This is a genomic window from Haloplanus sp. (assembly GCF_028275055.1).
In the GTDB taxonomy this organism is placed as follows: domain Archaea; phylum Halobacteriota; class Halobacteria; order Halobacteriales; family Haloferacaceae; genus Haloplanus.
This window is the reverse complement of sequence record NZ_JAQCNJ010000091.1, coordinates 1-19,178: the sequence shown is the minus strand read 5'-3', so window position 1 is coordinate 19,178 and position 19,178 is coordinate 1. Positions and strand designations below refer to the sequence as shown.

The 19,178-nt window shown below is 66.3% G+C and carries 24 protein-coding genes; 10 read left to right on the top strand and 14 right to left on the bottom strand.

Annotated features, from left to right (window positions below; all coding sequences use genetic code 11):
- Positions 1–222, top strand: a 222-nt coding sequence (locus tag Q0925_RS11275) for a phosphate acyltransferase (protein ID WP_299335516.1), incomplete at its 5' end; no start/stop codon positions are given.
- A gap of 18 nt (positions 223–240) precedes the next feature.
- Here Q0925_RS11275 and Q0925_RS11270 read toward each other — a convergent pair.
- Positions 241–894 carry a ribonuclease H gene (locus Q0925_RS11270; protein ID WP_299335514.1) on the bottom strand — a complete coding sequence of 218 codons (654 nt, stop codon included), beginning with the start codon at positions 892–894 and terminating at the stop codon, positions 241–243.
- A 90-nt stretch (positions 895–984) separates the two neighbouring features.
- Positions 985–1,899 carry a mechanosensitive ion channel family protein gene (locus Q0925_RS11265; RefSeq protein ID WP_299335512.1) on the bottom strand — a complete coding sequence of 305 codons (915 nt, stop codon included), beginning with the start codon at positions 1,897–1,899 and terminating at the stop codon, positions 985–987.
- Positions 1,900–2,287: 388 nt separating this feature from the next.
- Here Q0925_RS11265 and Q0925_RS11260 point away from each other — a divergent pair, with 388 nt between their 5' ends.
- Positions 2,288–3,241, top strand: a complete 954-nt coding sequence (locus Q0925_RS11260; protein ID WP_299335510.1) for a DMT family transporter — start codon at positions 2,288–2,290, stop codon at positions 3,239–3,241.
- A 6-nt stretch (positions 3,242–3,247) separates the two neighbouring features.
- Here the strand turns inward: Q0925_RS11260 and Q0925_RS11255 are convergent, their stop codons facing one another.
- The gene (locus tag Q0925_RS11255; RefSeq protein ID WP_299335508.1) at positions 3,248–3,940 is read right to left on the bottom strand and encodes a (d)CMP kinase; all 693 of its coding nucleotides are present in this window, start codon (positions 3,938–3,940) and stop codon (positions 3,248–3,250) included.
- A 287-nt stretch (positions 3,941–4,227) separates the two neighbouring features.
- Here Q0925_RS11255 and Q0925_RS11250 point away from each other — a divergent pair, with 287 nt between their 5' ends.
- Positions 4,228–4,461 carry a hypothetical protein gene (locus tag Q0925_RS11250; protein ID WP_414652112.1) on the top strand — a complete coding sequence of 78 codons (234 nt, stop codon included), beginning with the start codon at positions 4,228–4,230 and terminating at the stop codon, positions 4,459–4,461.
- A 57-nt stretch (positions 4,462–4,518) separates the two neighbouring features.
- Positions 4,519–4,704, top strand: coding sequence for a hypothetical protein (locus tag Q0925_RS11245; RefSeq protein ID WP_299335506.1), 186 nt, complete (start codon positions 4,519–4,521; stop codon positions 4,702–4,704).
- Between the two features lie 9 nt (positions 4,705–4,713).
- On the opposite strand, the gene Q0925_RS11240 is transcribed toward Q0925_RS11245, so the two are convergent.
- Together Q0925_RS11240 and Q0925_RS11235 are read right to left on the bottom strand one after the other, a co-directional pair.
- On the bottom strand, positions 4,714–5,097 hold the full coding sequence (locus tag Q0925_RS11240) for a 2Fe-2S iron-sulfur cluster-binding protein (protein ID WP_299335504.1): 384 nt from the start codon (positions 5,095–5,097) through the stop codon (positions 4,714–4,716).
- The gene (locus Q0925_RS11235) at positions 5,094–5,591 is read right to left on the bottom strand and encodes an FAD-binding domain-containing protein (RefSeq protein ID WP_343218118.1); all 498 of its coding nucleotides are present in this window, start codon (positions 5,589–5,591) and stop codon (positions 5,094–5,096) included. Before Q0925_RS11235 ends, Q0925_RS11240 begins: the two co-directional genes overlap by 4 nt.
- Before the next feature lie 95 nt (positions 5,592–5,686).
- Here Q0925_RS11235 and Q0925_RS11225 point away from each other — a divergent pair, with 95 nt between their 5' ends.
- Positions 5,687–6,322, top strand: coding sequence for an IS6 family transposase (locus Q0925_RS11225; protein WP_299335502.1), 636 nt, complete (start codon positions 5,687–5,689; stop codon positions 6,320–6,322).
- An 11-nt stretch (positions 6,323–6,333) separates the two neighbouring features.
- On the opposite strand, the gene Q0925_RS11220 is transcribed toward Q0925_RS11225, so the two are convergent.
- A complete protein-coding gene (locus Q0925_RS11220) occupies positions 6,334–6,975 on the bottom strand; it encodes a metal-dependent hydrolase (protein WP_299335500.1) in 642 nt (213 codons plus the stop codon).
- Between the two features lie 16 nt (positions 6,976–6,991).
- Entirely contained in the window at positions 6,992–7,789 is a 798-nt protein-coding gene (locus Q0925_RS11215) for a 2-keto-4-pentenoate hydratase (protein WP_299335498.1), read from the bottom strand.
- Positions 7,790–7,923: 134 nt separating this feature from the next.
- Here Q0925_RS11215 and Q0925_RS11210 point away from each other — a divergent pair, with 134 nt between their 5' ends.
- Positions 7,924–8,631 (top strand): helix-turn-helix domain-containing protein, encoded by a 708-nt coding sequence (locus Q0925_RS11210; protein ID WP_299335496.1) that lies wholly within the window; start codon positions 7,924–7,926, stop codon positions 8,629–8,631.
- Between the two features lie 6 nt (positions 8,632–8,637).
- On the opposite strand, the gene hmgB is transcribed toward Q0925_RS11210, so the two are convergent.
- The 5 genes from hmgB to Q0925_RS11185 all read right to left on the bottom strand — a co-directional run bounded on the left by hmgB (position 8,638) and on the right by Q0925_RS11185 (position 14,105).
- On the bottom strand, positions 8,638–9,975 hold the full coding sequence (gene hmgB / locus Q0925_RS11205; RefSeq protein WP_299335494.1) for a hydroxymethylglutaryl-CoA synthase: 1,338 nt from the start codon (positions 9,973–9,975) through the stop codon (positions 8,638–8,640).
- Between the two features lie 213 nt (positions 9,976–10,188).
- A complete protein-coding gene (locus Q0925_RS11200; protein WP_299335492.1) occupies positions 10,189–11,925 on the bottom strand; it encodes a hypothetical protein in 1,737 nt (578 codons plus the stop codon).
- 45 nt (positions 11,926–11,970) lie between these two features.
- A complete protein-coding gene (locus Q0925_RS11195) occupies positions 11,971–12,567 on the bottom strand; it encodes a DUF2150 family protein (RefSeq protein ID WP_299335490.1) in 597 nt (198 codons plus the stop codon).
- 122 nt (positions 12,568–12,689) lie between these two features.
- On the bottom strand, positions 12,690–13,538 hold the full coding sequence (locus tag Q0925_RS11190; protein WP_299335488.1) for a TatD family hydrolase: 849 nt from the start codon (positions 13,536–13,538) through the stop codon (positions 12,690–12,692).
- A gap of 96 nt (positions 13,539–13,634) precedes the next feature.
- Positions 13,635–14,105 (bottom strand): NYN domain-containing protein, encoded by a 471-nt coding sequence (locus Q0925_RS11185; RefSeq protein ID WP_299335486.1) that lies wholly within the window; start codon positions 14,103–14,105, stop codon positions 13,635–13,637.
- A 112-nt stretch (positions 14,106–14,217) separates the two neighbouring features.
- Between Q0925_RS11185 and Q0925_RS11180 the strand changes: the two genes are divergently transcribed.
- Both Q0925_RS11180 and Q0925_RS11175 read left to right on the top strand, forming a co-directional pair.
- Positions 14,218–15,192: a hypothetical protein gene (locus tag Q0925_RS11180; protein WP_299335484.1), complete on the top strand. Its 975-nt coding sequence runs from the start codon at positions 14,218–14,220 to the stop codon at positions 15,190–15,192.
- The gene (locus Q0925_RS11175) at positions 15,180–15,992 is read left to right on the top strand and encodes a mechanosensitive ion channel family protein (RefSeq protein ID WP_299335482.1); all 813 of its coding nucleotides are present in this window, start codon (positions 15,180–15,182) and stop codon (positions 15,990–15,992) included. Before Q0925_RS11180 ends, Q0925_RS11175 begins: the two co-directional genes overlap by 13 nt.
- A 379-nt stretch (positions 15,993–16,371) precedes the next feature.
- On the opposite strand, the gene Q0925_RS11170 is transcribed toward Q0925_RS11175, so the two are convergent.
- A complete protein-coding gene (locus tag Q0925_RS11170) occupies positions 16,372–17,349 on the bottom strand; it encodes a hypothetical protein (RefSeq protein WP_299335480.1) in 978 nt (325 codons plus the stop codon).
- A gap of 139 nt (positions 17,350–17,488) precedes the next feature.
- Between Q0925_RS11170 and gcvT the strand changes: the two genes are divergently transcribed.
- Entirely contained in the window at positions 17,489–18,577 is a 1,089-nt protein-coding gene (gene gcvT, locus Q0925_RS11165; RefSeq protein ID WP_299335478.1) for a glycine cleavage system aminomethyltransferase GcvT, read from the top strand.
- On the top strand, positions 18,574–18,957 hold the full coding sequence (gene gcvH, locus Q0925_RS11160) for a glycine cleavage system protein GcvH (RefSeq protein ID WP_299335476.1): 384 nt from the start codon (positions 18,574–18,576) through the stop codon (positions 18,955–18,957). Before gcvT ends, gcvH begins: the two co-directional genes overlap by 4 nt.
- Here the strand turns inward: gcvH and Q0925_RS11155 are convergent.
- Positions 18,954–19,115, bottom strand: a complete 162-nt coding sequence (locus tag Q0925_RS11155) for a hypothetical protein (protein ID WP_299335473.1) — start codon at positions 19,113–19,115, stop codon at positions 18,954–18,956. The two genes, gcvH and Q0925_RS11155, sit on opposite strands and share 4 nt — an antisense overlap.
- Between the last annotated feature and the right edge of the window lie 63 nt (positions 19,116–19,178).

Sequence of the window (19,178 nt, the reverse complement as noted above, 5' to 3'; positions counted from 1 at the left end):
GAACTGGAGGAGCCGGCCAACGTGTTGATCTTTCCCAACTTGGAGGCGGGCAACATCGGGTACAAACTCCTCCAGCGACTCGGCGGTGCCGACGCCATCGGCCCGATGCTTGTCGGCATGGACAAACCCGTCCACGTTCTCCAACGGGGCGACGAGGTGAAAGACATCGTCAACCTCGCGGGCGTGGCCGTCGTCGACGCGCAGGAACACGACGACGCGTAGGCCGGTTGCGCCTGCGGGTCAGTCGCCGGCGCGGCGTTCGGTCCGTGACGGCGGTGGAACCTCGCCTCCGGTGGTGTCGGTGCAGCCGGTACGTCCCGACCGTGCCTTGTCCTCAAGCGCGGGGATCACACACCGGTCGCTTCTGCGGTTGACGTGTGCGTACTGTTCGGGTGCGTTCGCGAGCGGGTGCGCCGGGTTGGCACGGCCGTCGATACGGGCTGCCCGGAGTTCGTCGAAGTCGCCGATGCGGGCGCGAATCCCCCGCCAGTGGTACTCGCTTTGCGACGGGACACACACCGAACGTGTCCGCTCCCACTCCGGATCGGCGGCGAGGACCGCGTGGTTGACGTTCGCCGCGAGGTCGTCGTGGTCGACCAGAACGCCGACCCGTGACCCCGGCGGCGCTCTGGCAGCGAGAACATCCAGTCCGAGATGGAGTGCCCGATACTCCGCGACGTTGTTGTCCGGTGGGGCGTCGGCGAGCGCGAGGCGGGCGACGCGCGTGCCGTCGTGTGCCTCGATGACCGCCCCCAGTCCGCCGCCGTCGACCCGGTAGGAGCCGTCGGTGGCGACGTAGAAGTGTCGGTGGTGCGTACGCGGCGGGTGCGCGATGTGCGGTGTGGGCGAGTCGTCGAACAGGTCACGGAGCTTCGAACGGCCGTGAACGGCCATATCGGTTGTTTGGGTGCAGGGTACTTAAACGTACGGCGGGGGCGGCGCCGCGTGGCCCCGCCGTGATCGAACTCGACGGCCGGCCGCCGATCAGTCGTCGGAGACCACTCCCGCGTCGCCGGGTGCCGACGTGTCGATCGATCCCTCGACGCGCCGGTGGGGGTACGGGATGGAGATGCCCGCCGCCTCAAAGCGGTCTGTGACGTCCTTGACGAACCGGCCCCGGATCCCGAGAACGTCGGAGTCACCGGGGTCGCGGATCCAGATTCGGCTCTGTAGATCGAACGACGACTCGCTGATCTCCATCAGTATGACCGACGGTTCCGGCTCGTCGAGGATCTCGTCCTCGGCGTGGGCGGCGTCAATGACGTGGCGCATCGCCTCGTCGATGTCGTCGCCGAATCCGATCCGGAACGTGAACTTGAGCCGTAGTGTCCGGTTCGTGTCGTAGTTTTTGATCACGTCGTCGGTCATCTGCGAGTTGGGGACGGTCAGGTGTTCGTTGTCGAACGTCCGGACGCGAGTCACCCGAAGGCCGATATCCTCAACGAAGCCTGAGTTCCCGCTCCACTCGATCCAGTCGCCGGTCCGGAACGGTCGGTCGGTGTAGACGAAGACACCGGCGACAACGTTCTTGATCACGTCCTGTAACGCGAAGCCGACCGCGAGCGTTGCGGCCGCCCCGACGGTCGACAAAGCGATCAGGATGTTCCCGTACCCCGCGAGCGCGAAGCCGAGACCGACACCCACCACGATGACCGCCGCGTAGCCGAGCACCCGAACCGGCTTCCGTGCGTGATCGTCGACGCCACGATGGCGGAGGATATCGTCGAGAACGGGGATGGCGAGGCGTGCGCCGGCGACGTAGAGGAGGACCGACACCACCACGAACACGACTCCGGACCCGGCCGCACTCGCCAAGGACCGAGGAACCCCGAGGTCGGCGAGATACTCGCCGATGAACCCGATCCTGCCGCCCGCCGCTTGGAGAACGGGGTCGCTCATACCGACCCACCCACCCACGGCACGGTCGGTTGCGGTTCGACACCCGTCGGGACGCCGGATCGTGTCACGGAACCCATACCTGATCATGTGGCGCACGCGGGTAATCGGTGGCGACGCGGCGGATCCACAACATCCACCCGGGCGACGACTCTCCACGCGCCCCTAGCTCCGACTCCCCAGGATCCGATCGAACGGACGTGGCGGCGGACACACCGGACGACGAGGTGAACGACGCGTTCGGCCGGTCGGCACGTGGCGGCTTCAACCGGGCCCCGGTCGACGACCGACCGCTTGTGGGGAGCATCGCCGAACGTGTCGTGTGTCGTTTGCGACGACCGGCGTCGGGCCGAACCGTAACGTTGAGTGCGTCGCCGGCCCGACGGAAGCCGTGAGCCGGTATCGGAACCTTGCGCTCTTTCTGGTTCTCGCGGCCGTCTGGGGCTCCGCGTTCATGGCGATCAAGGCGGGACTGAACTTTTTTCCACCGGTGCTTTTCGCGGCGATTCGGTACGACGTGGCGGGACTGGTTATGCTCGCCTACGCGGCCCGGGTCGTCGACGACCCCGTTCCGCGGGGCCGTGGCCAGTGGGCGCTCGTCGCCGTCGGTGCGGCGCTCCTGATCGCCGGTTATCACGTCCTGTTGTTCGTCGGGGAGACCGACCCCGCGGTGACCAGCGCGGCCGCGGCCGTTATCGTCAGCCTCAGTCCCGTACTGACGACGGCGTTTGCCCGTGCGTTTCTCCCCGACGAGCGCCTGACGGTCGTCGGCGTCGCCGGCCTCCTGTGCGGGTTGGCGGGCGTGGCCGTTCTCGCACGGCCGGGGCCGGGCGCGTTGCTGACCGAAGGTGTCGTCGCGAAACTGCTGGTGTTCGGTGCGGCGGCGGCCTTCGCGCTCGGGTCGGTGCTGACTCGGCGCATCGACGCTGACCTGCCGATCGAAACGATGGAAGCGTGGTCGATGATCGGCGGCGCGCTCCTGATGCACGGGGTTGCCCTCGCCGTCGGCGAATCGTTTTCCGACGTCACCCTCTCCGTCGACGGACTGCTCGCGCTCGCGTACCTCTCGCTCGTGGCCAGCGCGATCGGATTTCTCATCTACTTCGACCTACTCGAACGTCTCGGTGCCGTCGAGATCAACCTCGTTTCTTACGTCGCGCCGGTTTTTGCGGCGCTTGCGGGGTGGCTCATTCTCGACGAACGCCTCTCGCCTGCGACCGCCGGTGGCTTCGTGCTCATCGTTCTCGGGTTCGTTTTCGTCAAGCGACGGGCGATCCGGCAGGGACTGCCCGTTCTCCGCGCGGCGGCTGCGAGCCGAGGCGGGACCGACGACGCAGACGAGTGAGCCGTTTCATACGTCCACGTCGCTGGTCGTGAACGCGCCCTCGTCGGTTTCGGGGGTGTACCCCTCGACCGCCGAGAGCACGATGTTGAGTACGGTGTCGGCGTCCCACCGTGCCGTGTTCAAAGCGAGGTCGTAAAAGGACCGATCCTCGAGGTCGATGTCGTAGTAGCTCTCGTAGCGTCCGGCCTCGCTCACCTCGCGGACGCGCATCAGCGCACCGACCTCCTCCTGATCGCTGAGCTGTTTGAGACCGCCGATGTCCTCCGGCGTGCGCTCCTCCGGGCGTTCGATCACGTAGTTCACCTCGTGATCGCTGAGTCGCTCGATCCGTGCCTCCTCGGGCGCATCGAGCCAGATGCGAAGGTCGGCACGGTTGCCTGCTAGCCACCCCGCGAGCCGCGATTCGAGAATGAACGCCTTGTTCGCGGCGCCCCACTCCTCGGCGATTCGGCGCAGGCGCCGGTCGAGTGCCCGGTCGATCTCGTCGTTCTCCTCGGCCTTGGCGATGAGCTGTTGGAGCGAAAGATCACGCTCGTCGGCGAGCTCCCGGAAGATGTCGCCGCCGATGACGTACCCGCAGTCCAGTGCCTCGGCGAGTCCCTCGGTGAGCGTCGTTGCACCACACCCCGGCGGCCCGGAGACGGTGATAAACAGGTTGCTGTCGACTTGCCGCTCCGTGGTGGCGCTTGAGTTCGACATAAACGTTCGTCACTCCATACGCGTCACCGCTGTTAAGAGGACACCGGTTCGCGGTCGGGCCGTCGGACGGTGAGTTTGGTTCACTTCGAGGCAATTGAATAAAAAATTCAAAAATGTCTATAAAACGTTAAAAAGCCACAAAGACCGAGAAGGCACACCACCGTGACCGCACGCGACTTGGATGAAAACCCCCGAAATGACGGCAACGCTTGTCGGGGTATATGACCGTGGAACCGTTGGTGTACGATGAGGTGTCCCCGATGTCGAACTCGTCCCCGACCGCCCCGATGGATCGATTCCCACGCTTGACCGAACTCGCCAACGCGGAGTCCGTCCGCCGGCGTCTTGCCGTCGTCGCCGCACCCCTCCGTTTTATCGCGTTTTGGGCCGCCGTCGCGCTCCCCTTTCTCTACGTGCCTCTCCTCGCCGGTGGTCTCGAAGGTCAACAGGCATTCGTCTTCGTCAGCCTCCTTGCGGCGAACGCCGCGGCCCTCGTTGTCGGCCACGAGTATGGCCGGTAGTCGCCCGACAGAACGAAAGCGCAATCAATTATGTGATTGGGGCACGAGCGGTATGATATGCTCGGGATCACACAGCGCAGTCTTATCGGGCTCGTCCTTCTCGTCGCGGGAACGGTCGCCTTTCTCCCGGCCGTCTTCCCCGGGACGAGTCTCACCATCGACCTGTTGCCCGTCGTCGCGACGGCGCTGCTGACCATCGGCACCTATCTTATCGGTACCGACGTCGAGGGATACCCGGCCTGATCGCCGCGGTCACTCGCGCCCGCCCCAAAGCAGTTTTTCGGGGAGCCGGACCCGTACGTCACGGTCGAGCGTCACCTGACAGGAGAGGCGTGGATACCCCCAGCGCGCCGCGAGGGCGTCGTGCCAGTTTTCCGGGGCCGGCCCGTCGTCGAGCCGGACGCCACAGGTAGCACACAGCCCTCGCCCGCCGCAGTTCACTCGCTCGGTGAGCCGCGTGTACGGCGAGTGGCCGGCGTCGCGGAGTACGTCTCGGAGCGTCGCCCCCTCCGGAGCAACGAGCACCGCCGGTTCGGTTCCATCGGGCTCCGAGGACCGTGGCTCCTCGCGGTCCTCCACGTGGACGTACACGACGCCACAGTGGTCCGCGCTCTTTGTCCGTGATGGCTCGCTCATGGCACTGCCTTGGCGACCATCGGACGCGGGTAGTCGATGCCGAGGTCGGCCCCGTGTGCCGCCAGTTCGTCTGCGCTTGCACGCCACGGTTCGTGGGCATGGCCGTGCGAGAGCCCGTCGAGTTCCGGAAGCCAGCGCCGAACGTATGCCGCTTCGGGGTCGTACCGTCTCGCCTGCCTGGGCACGTCGAACGACCGGTTCCGCGAGTCGTCGCCCACGCCGGCGACGTACGCCCAGTTACTGTAGTTCGATGCCGGGTCGTAGTCGGCCAACTGCGTCTCGACATACGCCCCGCCCCGCCGCCAGTCGATCCGGAGGTCGTTTGCGAGAAACGACGCCGCGCCGCCGAAGGCGACGGTGCCGTACCGGCGGGGATCGAAAACGTACACCGGGCGAAGCCGGTCGGCATCCGCCGCGGCGACGAGCGCCGGACTGGCGTGGAGGCGGCGGTCGCGACAAGGCCACAGGAGCGCGGTCTCGGTAGTGGAGGCCATCGCACGAGATACCGGCCCCAGTCACATCAAACCGCGGCGTGGCTCAGCGGTAGCGTTGCGATAAGGAACGAGGCGGTCGAAGGTTTGAGTGGATTATGCTCTCGTTCGACCGCCTCAGCGGCGATAGCGGTTGCATCGAGTTAGAATTTCTGGAGCGAGAGGCGACACCCGAGCCAGCGATGAAGCTCGGTATCCGACTCCATTTGGCTGAATTATCACTTTCGGATACCGTCTCGATTCTTGAAAGATTGGGTGTCGATCGACATCGAAGCACCGTGCATCGATGGGTACAGAAGGCCGATTTACAGCCGACAGACGGTGCTGACCCGAATCACGTTGCGGTCGATGAAACCGTGATTCAACTGAATGATGAGCGGTATTGGCTGTACGCTGCTGTCGACCCCGATACCAACCGCCTGCTCCACGTTCGGCTCTATCCGACGAGAACCACCGCGATCACCTCGATGTTTCTCTCTGAACTCCGTGAGAAACATCGAGTCGGCGATGCAACTTTCCTCGTCGATGGCGCACCGTGGTTGCAGGCGGCCTGTCACCGACACGGGCTACGATTCCAGCATGTTACACATGGGAATCGGAATGCCGTTGAACGTGTCTTCCGAGAAGTAAAACGACGAACTAACCAATTCTCAAATACGTTTAGCCACGTCGAACCGAGTACCGCTGAAAATTGGTTACAAGCGTTCGCCTTCGTATGGAACCAGCTTATCTAGACACTACCGGCTCAGCGGCGTTTCTCCCGGAACCGCGTGCCGAGCGTGAACGCACCGAGAAGGACGATGAGCGTCTCGAACCCCGAGCGGACGACCGGGAAGATCCGTTCGACGGTTTCGGGTTCGTCACCCCGCGATGGGTCGACGCCCGTCCAGTAGTGGGTGTTCTCGGTCGTCGACGGCTCCGGATCCGGACTCGACTCCGGCGGCGGCGACAGGTCGACAAACGTCTGGACGACTCCCCGCTGGTTCGACAACAGGAGTTCGCCGTCGACGGTCAGAAACCGGTCGTACACCGGGTAGAAGACGTTCACACCGTTGGTCATCAGGTCGGGGAGAACCCCCCCGAACAACAACGCCGCGACGGCGACCCACGAGACGTGGACGCCACGCCCACCCAACCGGTCACGGAGCCACGACACGTTCCGGACCCGGGTGTCGTATGCGAGTAGCGCGCCGGCGACGAACGGGAGGAGTAGCGTGTGCAACAGCGCCCGGTGTGCACCCTGGAGGTAGAGTCCGGCGAAGGTGTCGAGATCCGGAAGCGCGGTCGCGGCGAGAACGACGACGACCGACCGCCGGTCGAACTCGTCGCCCAGTAGGGCGGCCGCGACGACGCCGCCGATGGCGAGGTGGACGACGGTCGATGGCATAGGTAACCCTTGCGCGTCAGCGGCTTGAATCCACGGGCGGCCGGGCGATGGTGACCGACCCCAGCGAGGAGAATCGGGCTTCGACGGTGTCGCCCGGTTCGAACGGCACCAGCGGCGTAAGCGAACCGGTGGAGACGAGATCACCGGCGGTCAGTCGCTCGCCCCGATCGGCGAGCGCACCGGCCAGCCACGCCACCACCCGGAACGGGCCACCCATCACGTCGGCACCGACACCCGTGGCTACCCGCTCGCCGTTCCGACGGACAACGACGCCTTCGAGCGAGCGATCGCCCCCGGCCGGGTTCCCGATCCCGTCGCCGTGGACGACCCGCGCGGCGAGAACGCCGTCCGCGACGACGCTCCCCGCCTCGACCGCCCACTCCCGGATCCGCGAGTCGACCACCTCGATGGCGGGCACGACCGCCGACGTCGCCGCGAGGGCGTCCACGGGCGTTACCGGCGGATCGAGTGGCTCGTCCAACCGGATGGCCAGTTCCGGTTCGGCCTTCGGGTCGATCAGGTCGGTGTCGTCGAGTCGCCCTTCCGGACGGACGGTGTCGGCGAGGAGCGGGCCGTAAGCGGGGTCGTCGACGCCGAGGTCCGTCCGGATCGCCTCCGAGGTGAACCCGACCTTGTACCCCACCGGCGGCCCCTCCTCGGCGGTGCGGCGGTCGGTCACCGCCCGCTGGACCGCGTAGCCGTCGTCGACGGTCAGTGTCGTCTCGGGCGGAGCGATCCCTTCGCCGGTCCGGTGGGCGTCGTACAGTCGGTCGGCGAGTCGGTCGACCGCCGCCTCGTCGATGGTCCGTGTCACGGGTCACCGGTCGTCGCGTCGTGGCTAAGTTCCGTCGGATCGGGCCGGCTTCTCACATCCCCCGTTCCGGTAGTCTTTTGCGCTCACCGGCCGGGATTGGTGTATGGTGTGGTCTCATGGCTGGTGGCGACCCGATGAGTGACGAGCCACGCGACGACCTCGCCAGACGGATCGCGGGTGAGATAACGCTCAGTTCCAACCCCGGCGCGACGCTCCGGAAGTGGCGAACCGACTTCGACGTCTCACAGACGAAACTCGCCGACCGGCTGGACGTCTCATCATCGGTCATCTCCGACTACGAGAGCGGGCGACGGGAGAGCCCGGGTATCGGCGTCGTCAGCCGCATCGTCCGGGCGTTGCTCGACATCGACGAGGCCCGCGGCGGCGGCCGGATCCGCCAGTACGCCCGCGTCATCTCCGCCGGGTTCGAGAGCGACATCGTCCACGATCTCCGGGAGTATCCGACCTCGGTCCCGATCGGACGCCTCTACGAGGCGCTCGACGCGACGGAGGTGCGGGCCGGCGACCGCGACCACGTCAGCGGGCACACGGTGATCAACAGCATCGAGGCGATCACCCGCCTGCCCAGCGAGGAGTTCTACCGCCTCTACGGCCAGAGTACGAACCGTGCGCTCGTCTTTACCGGTGTGACCCGCGGCGAGTCGCCGCTGGTGGCGCTCCGTGTCGTGACTCCCACGCCGAACGCCGTGATCCTCCATGGCGTCGACGAGGAGGACCTTTGGAGCCACGCGACCGATCTCGCGGCCGTCGACGGGTTCGCCCTCGCCGTCTCGACATGCGATCTGGACACCGCGCTCGCGGAACTCCGGGAACTGCCGTAGACGACTCTACTCCACGTACTCGTATGTCCGCTCGTTCATCCGTCCCCACCCGGTGAAGACGAACTCGCCGCTCGGAACGGTGAACTCCTCGAGTTCCCGTTCTTTCTCGTGGTTGTGTGCGTCGTGGACCCGCCCGTACTCCTCGAAACTCAGGTCGTAGCGCCGGGAGAGCTGTTCTTTGAAATCGAGCGCCTCGATCTCCTCGCGCCAGCCGTCGGCGACGGTTTCGGCGTGCATCTCCGCCTGTGCGCCGGAGCCATAGGAGCCGACGAGGAGTCGCTCGCCGGAGAGCGCCCGCCCCGTCTCCGCGGCGGTCTTGAGCGCGCTCGCGCGGGCGACGTGAACCGATCCGGTGTACCAGTTCCCCACCTTCCGCGAGAACGTGAGCGTCGGATCGATGGTCCGATTGTACCACGTCTCGTACCTGTCAGTTTCTTTTAACAGGTCCATATACTCCCGGATGGCGTCCTCATATGCGTCCCAGTCTTCGTAGTCGTCCTGACGGGGCTGGCGGCCGATCTCTCCTTCGAGGTCGTCCTCGATGTCGGTGTTACGGGTCATATGCCTGAATCCGAGCAGTGCGGCCTTCCGGACCATCCCCGGGAACGGCGTGTGGAACGGGATGTACGCGAAGCCGTCGGGATGGGTTCGGCCCGCGACGGTTTCGAAGTCCTCGAGCGCTTCTCGCATCCGTGCGAGATACACCTTCACCGACCGCTTGCCGTCGACGCTCGGGAACTGCTGGTTCGGCTTGAGAAAGTCCGTCTCGTCGGCGCTGCCGTACCCCTGCTCGGTCGAAATCTCGACCAGCGATGGCTCCTCGTCGACGAGCATCGCCACCGCACCCGCGCCCTGTGTGGCCTCGCCGGGATCACCGCGGGCGTACAACGCGGTGTCGGTCGCAATCACGAGCGCCGCCCGCCCACGGTTTCGCCCCGCCCTGATCCAGTTGTACGCGTCGTCGACGCTCTGGGTGGCCGCGACGCAGGCGAACTTGCGTTCGCCCTTGTTGGCGTGGTGGAAGTCGCCGTCGTACACGTCCTCCAGACAGCCCGCGATGTACGTCGAAACGGGCTTTGAGTTGTCGAACGCGCTCTCGGTCGCCACGTCGATGCGGCCGATGTCGTCGGGAACCAACCCCTTCCGATCCATCAGCCGTTTCGCCGCGTTCGCCCCCATCGTGACGATGTCCTCGTAGGTGTCCGGGAACGATGACGCCTCGAGTCCCAGCCCCTTGGTGTACTTTTTTGGATCCTCCTCCTTGGCCGGCGCAAACGTCTCGGCCAAGTCGAGTTTGAGCTTCCCCGTCCGGATCTCGATCGCGTCGATGCCGACGGCGGTCATACCACGGGATTGCGGGAGCCACTATATGTTCCTGTCGATGCGAGGTACGTCGTGTGTCGAACTCCGGCTCCGCAGAGCCGGGGTCGTGTTCGACGGTCCATGGACCGGCAACACCGCGACGACGGCGTCGGTGTGGTGAGCACGCCCGGTACTCCACCTCTCGCCGGCGTCCGAACACCGCGTCCGGCAACCGACGACGAAACCGATCCGTACTCAGGCGATGACCACCTCGTCGAACACGTTTCCGGCACTCTCGGTTTCGAAGCCGATGCCCCCGTCGTCGTACGTGCTGTCGGCCAGCGTCACCGACGATACCTGCGTTCCTTTGCTGCCGTCGTTGTTCCGTTCGGACGCGGTGGCGACGATGTCGCCGCCGGTTCGCCACTCGATTTCGATCACGTACTCCGTGCCCTGTTGGATCGTCCCGGTCCCGGACGCGCTCTTGCCGGTCCCTCGCTTGTCCAGCCTGAGCGGTTCCCCGGCGTTCAACACGAGTTGGTAACCGCGGCCGCCGCTGTCGTCGAGTCCGAACTGGAATCGGCCGGCGTTCCCCTGCCGGCTCTCGTACTCGAACCGGATGGTGTCGCCCCGCGTTGGGTAGTTGTCGAGTCCGTCCCCGACGTTCGAGACGATCCGCCCTTCCGCCTCGGAGCGGAGTTGCTGGGTATCGACCCCGAACACGCCCGTGTCACCGGTGTACTCGTCTAGATTCCCATCCTCGAACGTATCGATGGCGGTGGTCGTGTCGGCGTTGCCACCGCCGCCCGAAACCACCTGCACGTCGATTCGCACCGATTCCGGGCTCTCGCCGTCGAAATCCGGGCGATCCGCCGGCGTGTCGAAGGTGAAATTGAGCCGATCGGTCCGCGAGGACCCGGCGATCGACTCCGGGGCGTCGTACTCGTAGGCGACCCGTCCGTTGCCGTCCGAGACGGGGTTCCGTCCGCCGGGCCGGATCGACCCCTCGCCGTCGACACTGGCGTCGACGGTCACGCCGGAGACGGGGTTGTTGTACCCGTCCCGGACCTCCAAGACGACCCGGCGGGTGCCGCCCGTGTCGACGTTGGTTGCGCCGTCGACGACCGTCAGATACCGTTCGGTCGTGTCGGTGATGTCGGTCCCGACGCCGACCTTCGCCATCCGCAGGCGATAGGTGCGGTTCGAGACGAGGTCTACGGTCAGCGTGCCGCCGGTGACCGTTACGCCGCTTTCGTTGCCCGCGATCCGTCCGCCGTTACGCTCGTACTGATCCTCGAGCAGGCCGCGCCACTCCTCCTCGGAGAGTTCCGTGTCGGTTTCGATGGCCATATCGGTGCCGGTGACCGCGACGGTTCTGTCGCTCGCGCTGACGGGCGTCGGATCGACCGACACCGCCGTTCCGCTCCGTGCCAGCGACCCGTTCAGCGTGACGACGTAGATCAGATTTCCTTCGAGGAGACGCTGACCGGTCACCGCCCGGTCGCTCCCGTCGTCGAACTCGTTGTGGAGAACTGTGTTGTCGTAGACGGTCCGTGGCGCGCTCCGGTAGACGTTGTAGTTGGGGGCGTAGGCCAGTTGCCGGGCCGTGTACGAGCGATCCGTTCCGTTCCAGTAGTCGGCCGTCTCGCCGTCGACCGCGGTGGCGTTTACTAGTGTCACCTCGCCGCTTGAATCGGTGGTGAGGCGCCCGGTGGACGGTGGCGGGTTCACCGCGACGATACGGGTCGGGTAGCGCGTCCCGAGTGGTACCGTGGTCGGGCTAGTACGTCCGGCCGCCGCCGTCTGCAGAATCCCGTTTCGCACGTCCTGGAGGCTCGACTGTACCTGCTGGTTGTGCTCGAACTCGACGCGTTCGCTCTGGTTCGGGACGACCACCGACTGGTAGAGGGCCAATCCGATAACGAGAAACCCGAGCAACAGAACGGCGCCTATCTGGATCGCGACGGCCCGCCGGTCGTCCCGAAGTCGCATGGTCGCGTTTCGAAACGGGTATATAAATCCATTCCGGCCGGAAAATCAGTTCTGATCCCCGTCTGCTTCTTCCTCTTCGACGACTTCGGGGTCGCTCATCGCGCTCTGGAGGCTATCGAGGCCGTTGACCCACTCCGAGACGAGACCGTAGTCGAGGTCCTCGACCACCGCGATGTCGAGTTCGTCGCCGTCGATGATTCGTGTGCCCGCCTGCACGAGGTAGCCGAGTGCGGCGTCGAGGTCCTCGTTTGCCTCGGCGTCCGCGGCGGCGTGGATGTACTCCTCGATGGTCCCCTCCTCTGCCACGCCGGCGGAGATGTACTCCTCGGCAGCATAAAAGACACAGACCAGACTCGTCTGGACGCCGTCGATCAACATCCGCTTTTCCTCGTCTTCCAACTCCACGTCGTCGAGAACGATATCTCGCACGTCGGTCAGCTCCGCGATGGCCTCCTCGGCGTCCAGTGGCCCGTCCTCGTGAGCGTTGACGATCTTTGCGACGGCGATGGCGGCGTCGTCCTGCAGGTTGAGCAGGAGTCGAGCCGAGTCCTCGTTCTCCGGATCGAGGTCCTCCTCGGCCACGCGGCCGATCCAGTTCTGCCAGCGATCTTTGGTGTAAAACGTGTCCTCCACGTCGGTCATACCCGAATCGAACGTTCGTGGACTCAAAGACCTTTCCTATCGCCCGCCGAGTACCCCCCGAGACGCCGGCAGCCGGGCGTTCCGGGCCGGATATCCGGCGTTTGGCGACGTTTTCCCGCCGGTCACGTAGTCAGCGTCGCCTCGGTGTCGATGCCGTAGACGTGGGCCGGTGTCTCGACGTGTGCCCGGCGCATCGCGTCGTCGTACCCCTCCTCCAACAGCCAGCGGACGCGCCGCGGCACCGTCTTTGGCCCCATCACTGCGCCGGGTCGGTCGGGGTCGTCCACGAAATCCGTCTCCATCAGAAACGGGGTGTCCGTCTCGCAGACTTCCCGCAACCACTCTTTGCGACACATGACACTCGGCGTTGGCCCCGCGAGCGCCGGCCCGGCGTAGTGTTTCACGACACGATGGGCTGGCAGTCCCCGCTTTTCAGCCCACGACGCCACCTCTGTGAGGTCCTCGCTGGCCTCGGTGTGTAACTGGACCGCACAGCCGAGGTCGGCCCCCAATCCGAGTGCGTGCCGGAGCACGGCGTTCGAGGCGTCCCACACCGCGTCGGACACGTCGTAGTGGGGCCGACCGGATTTGAGTGCGAGCGCCCGTCCCTCCTCGACGTAGTCGGCCGCCGCGTCAAGCCCCGCACACATCAGGTCACGCGCGTCGTCGGGCGAGACCCCACGCTCGTCGACCAGTCGTGAGATCAGGCCGGGGTGGACCCCGAGAACGGGCCACGCCCGACCGGGAAGCAGGTCGTCCGCGTCCGCGACGATATCGAGCGTCCGGTCGAAGACGGCCCGGAACTCCTCGCCCGTCTCGGCCTCTACGTCGAGATGCCACGACGGCTTGTTCACCACCAGCAGGTGTGTCCCGCCGAGCCGCCGGAAGTCACGGACCGCCTCCAGCCCCCGGCCGGCGTCCGGGTCCAGATGAAGATGGTCGTCGAGCACCGGCGTGTCGAGGTTCTCCATACCGGGCGTGGTCGGCCGGCGGATAAAAATTCACTCCCGCAGAGGCCATTCGACTCAGTTCGTTTGTCTCATCTCCTCGCCGTCGTCCCGTCCGTTTCACTCGCGGGACTCCCCGAGCGTGACGTTCTCGCCGGCCGCGTTCCGCAGGCCGTCGGACCGTCCGTGGGTCCCCGGCGCGATGGCGAGCGTCCGGAGCCCCGCGGCGTTTGCCGCCTCGACCGCGGGTTTGAAATCCGCGTCCCGGGATGCGACGGCGACCACGTCCGCCCGACCGGAGACGGCAAACCGGGTGAGATCGACCGCGAGTTTCACGTCGACGTCGCCGCTGGTGGTCACCACCTCGAATCCACGGGCCTCGGCGGCTTGGATCAACTGCGGGGTGGCGTGTTCGTCGACGTAGAGGCGTGTCGTGGCCGGCCGTCCGGCCGCGCTCGCGGCCTCGCGCACCTCATCCAGATCCACGTCGAACTCTTCGCGGAGCACGTTCGGGCCGTCGACAAACAGCGCAACCCGTGGTTCCCCCTCCCCGCCGGTGTCGTCGCCGTTCGACCGCCCGAACAGATCCATAACGGTTCTTGCTTTCTGGTGGGGATATACGTCTCGATCGACGCTCCGGCTGGCCCACGCCGGGTGCCGCCGCCCGCCATCTTCATGACGCTTGGCGACCCAGACCGGGGCGATGACCACGACCCCGGTTCCGCCGGTCGAAGTCGACGGCGACGCCGAGGAGTTGGACGACACGCTCTCGGCGTCTGGCGGGGCTGTCGCGGTCGTCGCTGACCCGTTTTGCGACCGCGATGCGGTGCTCGACCACGCCCGGTCCACCCTCGGTGCGACGAGGGTTCGGCTGGAACCGGCGGCCGAGGCAGGGTCGGTTCCGGCGTTCGCCGACGGTCCGGTCGTCGCCGACGACTGCCACCACCTCTACGCCCGGCGCGTCGGCGGATTCGACCCGCTCGATGAGCTTCTCGACCGCCTCGCGTCCGCGTCGTGTCGGGTCGTCACCTCGTGGAACCGGTACAGTTGGAACTACCTGAGCGCGGTCCGTGACCTTGACGACGCCTTTCGGTACGTCGTCACGCTGCCGCCGTTGTCGGCCGAACGGATCGCGACGACGATCCGCCGCCGGCACGGAACCCTCCCGGCGTTCGCGGAGTCGCCTGGCCGGGGTTCCTCCCCGGTCACGGCGGCCACCTACGAGATTCCGCTCCCGCGACGTGGCCCGGTGTCGGTCCGCCTTCCGATCGTCGATGTCGACTACGTGACCGCGTGGCTCGGCAACCGGGATCGGCCGGCCCCCGAGGAACTCGTTTTCCAGCGCCTCACCCGTCTCTCGAACGGGAATCCGGGCGTCGCGACGGCCGTCTGGGACGCCTGCGTCGATGGCGATGTGGTCACACCCGCCGACCTCGACCTCCCGGTCGAGCGGACGGATCCCGGTGACGACGCCGCGGCCGTTCTCGGCGTCGTCGTCGCAAACGAGTCGGTCACGCGCGAGGAACTGCGTGCCGTCGTCCCGGACGCGTCGCTAGATCGAGCGCTGGGAGCGCTCGTCGACCGTGGATTCGTCGGGACGGGCGATCCGGTGACGTTGTCGCCCGACGGCCTGCCCGGTGCCATCGCGGTTCTCGACCGGAGGCGATGGCTGTGGTGACGGCCGACGCCGTGGGCGGCCTCCGAATCGACGCCGGAACGCTCGTGGGTGCACTCGCTATCGTCGTCGTCGCGTACCTGCTCGCCCGGGCCGCGCGGGTCGTTCTCTCGGCGCTCGCCGACCGAGCCACGGATCGAGGCCCGGTTATCAGGCTGGCGATCCCTATGACGAAGTTTCTGATCTACGGGGCCGCCATCTACTCGATACTCGGCCCGCTCTTTCGCCTCTCACAGGCGCAGGCGCTCGCCTTTTCGGGTGTCCTCGGCGCGGCGCTCGGGTTCGGGTTGAAGGATCTGTTCGCGAATCTCCTCGGCGGACTGGTCATCGCACTCGAAACGCCGTACCAGGTCGGCGACCGGATCGAGGTCGGCGACCACTACGGCGAGGTCGTCGACGTGGGTGTCCGAGCGACGCGTCTGCGGACCCCCGAGGACGATCTGGTCGCGGTGCCGAACTACCTCGCGATAACCGGTCCCGTCGCCAACGCCAACGCCGGTGACTCGGAGATGCTGGTGGTAACGGAACTGTTCGTCACACCGGACGCCGACATCGCCCGCGCCAGCGCCGTTGTCGAGGAGGCGGTCCTCACCTCGCGTCACCTCGCGACCGACAGACCGGTAACGGTGCTTGTCGAGGCCGAGCCGCGGTACCGGACGATCCGGGCAAAGGCCTACGTCAACGACCTCAGCGCGGAGTTTGCCTTCGGATCGGACGTTACCCGCCGGGCGTTACGAGCGTTCGAGGCCGAAGGGATCCCCACACCATCGCCGCAGATACTCGACGAGGCTGAGCGTCGGTGAGCCTCGTACCGCCGACCCCGGTCTGGCCGGCAGGAGCCGGTGTAACGGGAACGTCGGCCTCGCTACCTTTCGTCTCCGGGTCATCACCGATTCGACCCGGGACCGCACCCGGTCGGGTCGTCGGGACCGGTCCGCGTGGGCGGCCGGTGTCGACAACGGAACGCTGGTCGTCGGTTCCGGGAGCAACACGACCCGCGATCCGAGCCGGCGTCTCCGGTCCGATCCGATTGCCCGGGCCGCAACCCGACGCCCCGATCACGATCGACACGCGAGTCGCTTTCGGCCCGATATCCGCAGCCGCCTCCGACTCGGCCACCCGCCGGCCACGCCGTCCGGCCACCTCGGCCCCGTCACGCCGGGGCCGACCGGCGTCGCAGGGTCACCCGTGGCTGATCCCGAGGCTGTCGAACTGCTCGTCGATCCGTTCTTCCAGCGTCGCCCAGTCGATCGGCGGTTCGACCGCGTCGAGTTCGGCCGCAAAGCGGTCGACCTCGGCGGCGACCGCGTCGTATTTTTCTTCGAAGCCGGCGATGGCGTCGGTCGCGTCGCCGATACGCCCCTCGAACGACGCGTGGCGGTCGGCGAGGGCGTCGAGGCGGTCGGTCAGCGCAGCCAGCGCCGCCCCGTGATCGCCCTCGCACCGCTCCACCCACCGACCGAGTTCGTCGACGTCGGCTTTGAGTTCCTCGAATACGACGGCGACAAGCAGATGAAGGTGTCGCGCCGTAAGCCAGGCGTCGAACGGTCGAAAGCCAGTCGGCGGATCGGCCGCGTGCGCCTCGACGTTGGTGAGCAGGCGGTCGGTGTTGTCGAGGTACCGTTCCACCGTGTCGAGTTCGTCGTCGAAATCGTCGAGGCGGACGGCCGGGTCGGTGAGCCACGACTCGAGGTCGTCGAGGGCCTCCTCGATGTGACCCAGTTCGTGGGCGATGCCGTGGAGCGTTCTCTTGGACGCCGAAAGGAGACGAGCCGTCTCGTACAACGCCGTGGCCGACGCCGGCGTTCGCGACGCCGTCTCGATTCGGTCGGCGACCGACTCCAGTTCCGTTCGAATCGCGTCGAAGCGCTCGTCGTACTCCTCGAACCGGACGCGCACGTGATCGAAGTCGCGTTCGACCGGACCGAGCGACGTACGATACTCGTCGAGACGATTCTCGAACCGTTCGGTTCGCTCCGTCACCGACCGACGACGGTCGGTGCAGTCGTCGTACCACGCCTCGAACGCCGCGATATCGACGGACCCGTCCACCGTTCGGGCGTCGATCTCGTCCAGAACGTTCTCGTCGACGTCGATCGACGACCCGTGGAGCCGGTCGCGGAGGGTTTCGGCGTCGACGTCGTCGGGTGCGTCGTTCATTCTACGGTACGCCACGAGGGCCGTGGTAATCAGTCCGTGGATGTCGACAGCGGGAACGAGAACGTTCGATATCGCGGTATACGGTTTATCACGCGAGAACGGACACAACTGTTAGGTCCGGAGCCACCGTGTGTCCGGTATGGGCCTACGGAAACCGCCGCTGCACGCGGTTCACGACGGTCGTGCCTCGTTCACCGAGTTCGGCGGGTGGGAGATGCCGGTCGAGTTCGACTCAATCCGGACCGAACACGCGGCCGTCCGCGAAACCGCCGGCATCTTCGACGTCTCGCATATGGGCGAGATCGAGGTGTCGGGCCCCGACGCGATGACGCTGATGGATCGGCTGGTGACCAGCGATGTGACCAACCTCGACCCCGGGGACACGCAGTACGCGTGTATCACCGACGAGGCGGGGATCATTCTCGACGACACGATGGTGTTTCGACTCCCCGACGACGACGGTGCACGATACCTGTTCGTGCCCAACGCCGGCCACGACGCCCGGATGTACGACCGGTGGGTCGACCACCGGGACGAGTGGGGCCTCGACGCGGCGGTCGAAAACACCACACGCGAGTGGGCGATGCTGGCGGTGCAGGGACCGGACGCGCCGGACCTCGCCGCGGCGGCGAGCGACGGAGCGACCCGCGAGGTGAACCGCTTCGAGGCCGGAGTTCTCGAGGTTGCCGGCGTCCGCGCGTTCGCCGCCCGGACGGGGTACACCGGCGAGGACGGCTTCGAATTCCTTTGTCCGTGGGACGACGCGGAGACGGTGTGGTCGGCCTTCGACTGCCGGGCCTGTGGACTCGGGGCGAGAAACACCTTACGTTTGGAGATGGGGTTTCTCCTTTCCGGACAGGACTTCGATTCCGAAGCAGAACCCCGAACGCCGTACGAGGCGGGGGTCGGCTGGGCGGTCGACCTCGGCCGGGAGTTCGTGGGTTGGGACGCTCTCGAAGGCATCGACAGGGAAGGCGTTGCTGAGCGATTCCGTGGGGTCCGGTTGCTCGAACGCGGCGTCCCGCGGAACGGGTACGAGGTGGTCGACGCCGACGGCACCCACGTGGGCCATCTCACCAGCGGGACGATGAGTCCCACACTCGGCGAACCGATCGGGATGGGCTATCTTGCGGCCGAAGCGGCACCTCCGGGCACCTGCGTTCGGGTCGTCGTCCGGGGCGAACCGAAGCGGGCAAACGTAGTGACGCCTCCATTCATCGACACATGAGTTTCGACGTACCCACCGACCGACGGTATCTGGAATCGCACGAGTGGACGACCACGGACGGCGACACCGTCCGCGTCGGCATCACCGACTTCGCACAGGACGAACTCGGGGACGTGGTGTTTGTCGAACTTCCGGACGTAGGCAAGGACGTGGCCAAGGAGACGGAGTTCGGCGTCGTCGAGAGCATCAAGGCCGTCTCGGATCTCATTTCGCCGCTCTCGGGGACCGTTGTCGGCGTCAACGAGGACCTGTTCGACGCACCGGAACTGGTCAACGAGGATCCGTACGGCGAGGGGTGGATGCTCGAGGTCGAACCAAGCGGTGCCGAGGAGTTCGACGACCTGTTGATCGCCGACGAGTACCGGGACCAAACCGGCTAGTGCGCTGAACTGTCGATGTCGCCGATGCGGATCAGTTGATACTCACAGTCGGTACAGGCCCACTTCGTCTTTTCGCCGAGGTGGAGCGTCGTGCTTGCCGTTCGCCAGAATCGGTCGTTCGAGCAGTTCGGGCAGTCGTGATCCATCTCAAGGCCCATACACCTTCTCACTGGTCGGTCGTGTTGAAGATACTGATTCCCGCCCCCGTGAGTAAACTGAAT

Bases quoted from the DNA above. Each gene is read 5' to 3' on its own strand.
- Q0925_RS11240 (WP_299335504.1), bottom strand. From the start codon at position 5,097: ATGAGCGAGCCATCACGGACAAAGAGCGCGGACCACTGTGGCGTCGTG.
- gcvT (WP_299335478.1), top strand. From the start codon at position 17,489: ATGGGCCTACGGAAACCGCCGCTGCACGCGGTTCACGACGGTCGTGCC.
- Q0925_RS11185 (WP_299335486.1), bottom strand. From the start codon at position 14,105: ATGGATCTGTTCGGGCGGTCGAACGGCGACGACACCGGCGGGGAGGGG.
- Q0925_RS11270 (WP_299335514.1), bottom strand. From the start codon at position 894: ATGGCCGTTCACGGCCGTTCGAAGCTCCGTGACCTGTTCGACGACTCG.
- hmgB (WP_299335494.1), bottom strand. From the start codon at position 9,975: ATGACCGCCGTCGGCATCGACGCGATCGAGATCCGGACGGGGAAGCTC.
- Q0925_RS11250 (WP_414652112.1), top strand. From the start codon at position 4,228: ATGGATCGATTCCCACGCTTGACCGAACTCGCCAACGCGGAGTCCGTC.
- Q0925_RS11220 (WP_299335500.1), bottom strand. From the start codon at position 6,975: ATGCCATCGACCGTCGTCCACCTCGCCATCGGCGGCGTCGTCGCGGCC.
- Q0925_RS11175 (WP_299335482.1), top strand. From the start codon at position 15,180: ATGGCTGTGGTGACGGCCGACGCCGTGGGCGGCCTCCGAATCGACGCC.
- gcvH (WP_299335476.1), top strand. From the start codon at position 18,574: ATGAGTTTCGACGTACCCACCGACCGACGGTATCTGGAATCGCACGAG.
- Q0925_RS11255 (WP_299335508.1), bottom strand. From the start codon at position 3,940: ATGTCGAACTCAAGCGCCACCACGGAGCGGCAAGTCGACAGCAACCTG.
- Q0925_RS11190 (WP_299335488.1), bottom strand. From the start codon at position 13,538: ATGGAGAACCTCGACACGCCGGTGCTCGACGACCATCTTCATCTGGAC.
- Q0925_RS11180 (WP_299335484.1), top strand. From the start codon at position 14,218: ATGACCACGACCCCGGTTCCGCCGGTCGAAGTCGACGGCGACGCCGAG.
- Q0925_RS11265 (WP_299335512.1), bottom strand. From the start codon at position 1,899: ATGAGCGACCCCGTTCTCCAAGCGGCGGGCGGCAGGATCGGGTTCATC.
- Q0925_RS11200 (WP_299335492.1), bottom strand. From the start codon at position 11,925: ATGCGACTTCGGGACGACCGGCGGGCCGTCGCGATCCAGATAGGCGCC.
- Q0925_RS11225 (WP_299335502.1), top strand. From the start codon at position 5,687: ATGCTCTCGTTCGACCGCCTCAGCGGCGATAGCGGTTGCATCGAGTTA.
- Q0925_RS11235 (WP_343218118.1), bottom strand. From the start codon at position 5,591: ATGGCCTCCACTACCGAGACCGCGCTCCTGTGGCCTTGTCGCGACCGC.
- Q0925_RS11170 (WP_299335480.1), bottom strand. From the start codon at position 17,349: ATGAACGACGCACCCGACGACGTCGACGCCGAAACCCTCCGCGACCGG.
- Q0925_RS11210 (WP_299335496.1), top strand. From the start codon at position 7,924: ATGAGTGACGAGCCACGCGACGACCTCGCCAGACGGATCGCGGGTGAG.
- Q0925_RS11245 (WP_299335506.1), top strand. From the start codon at position 4,519: ATGCTCGGGATCACACAGCGCAGTCTTATCGGGCTCGTCCTTCTCGTC.
- Q0925_RS11195 (WP_299335490.1), bottom strand. From the start codon at position 12,567: ATGACCGACGTGGAGGACACGTTTTACACCAAAGATCGCTGGCAGAAC.
- Q0925_RS11155 (WP_299335473.1), bottom strand. From the start codon at position 19,115: ATGGGCCTTGAGATGGATCACGACTGCCCGAACTGCTCGAACGACCGA.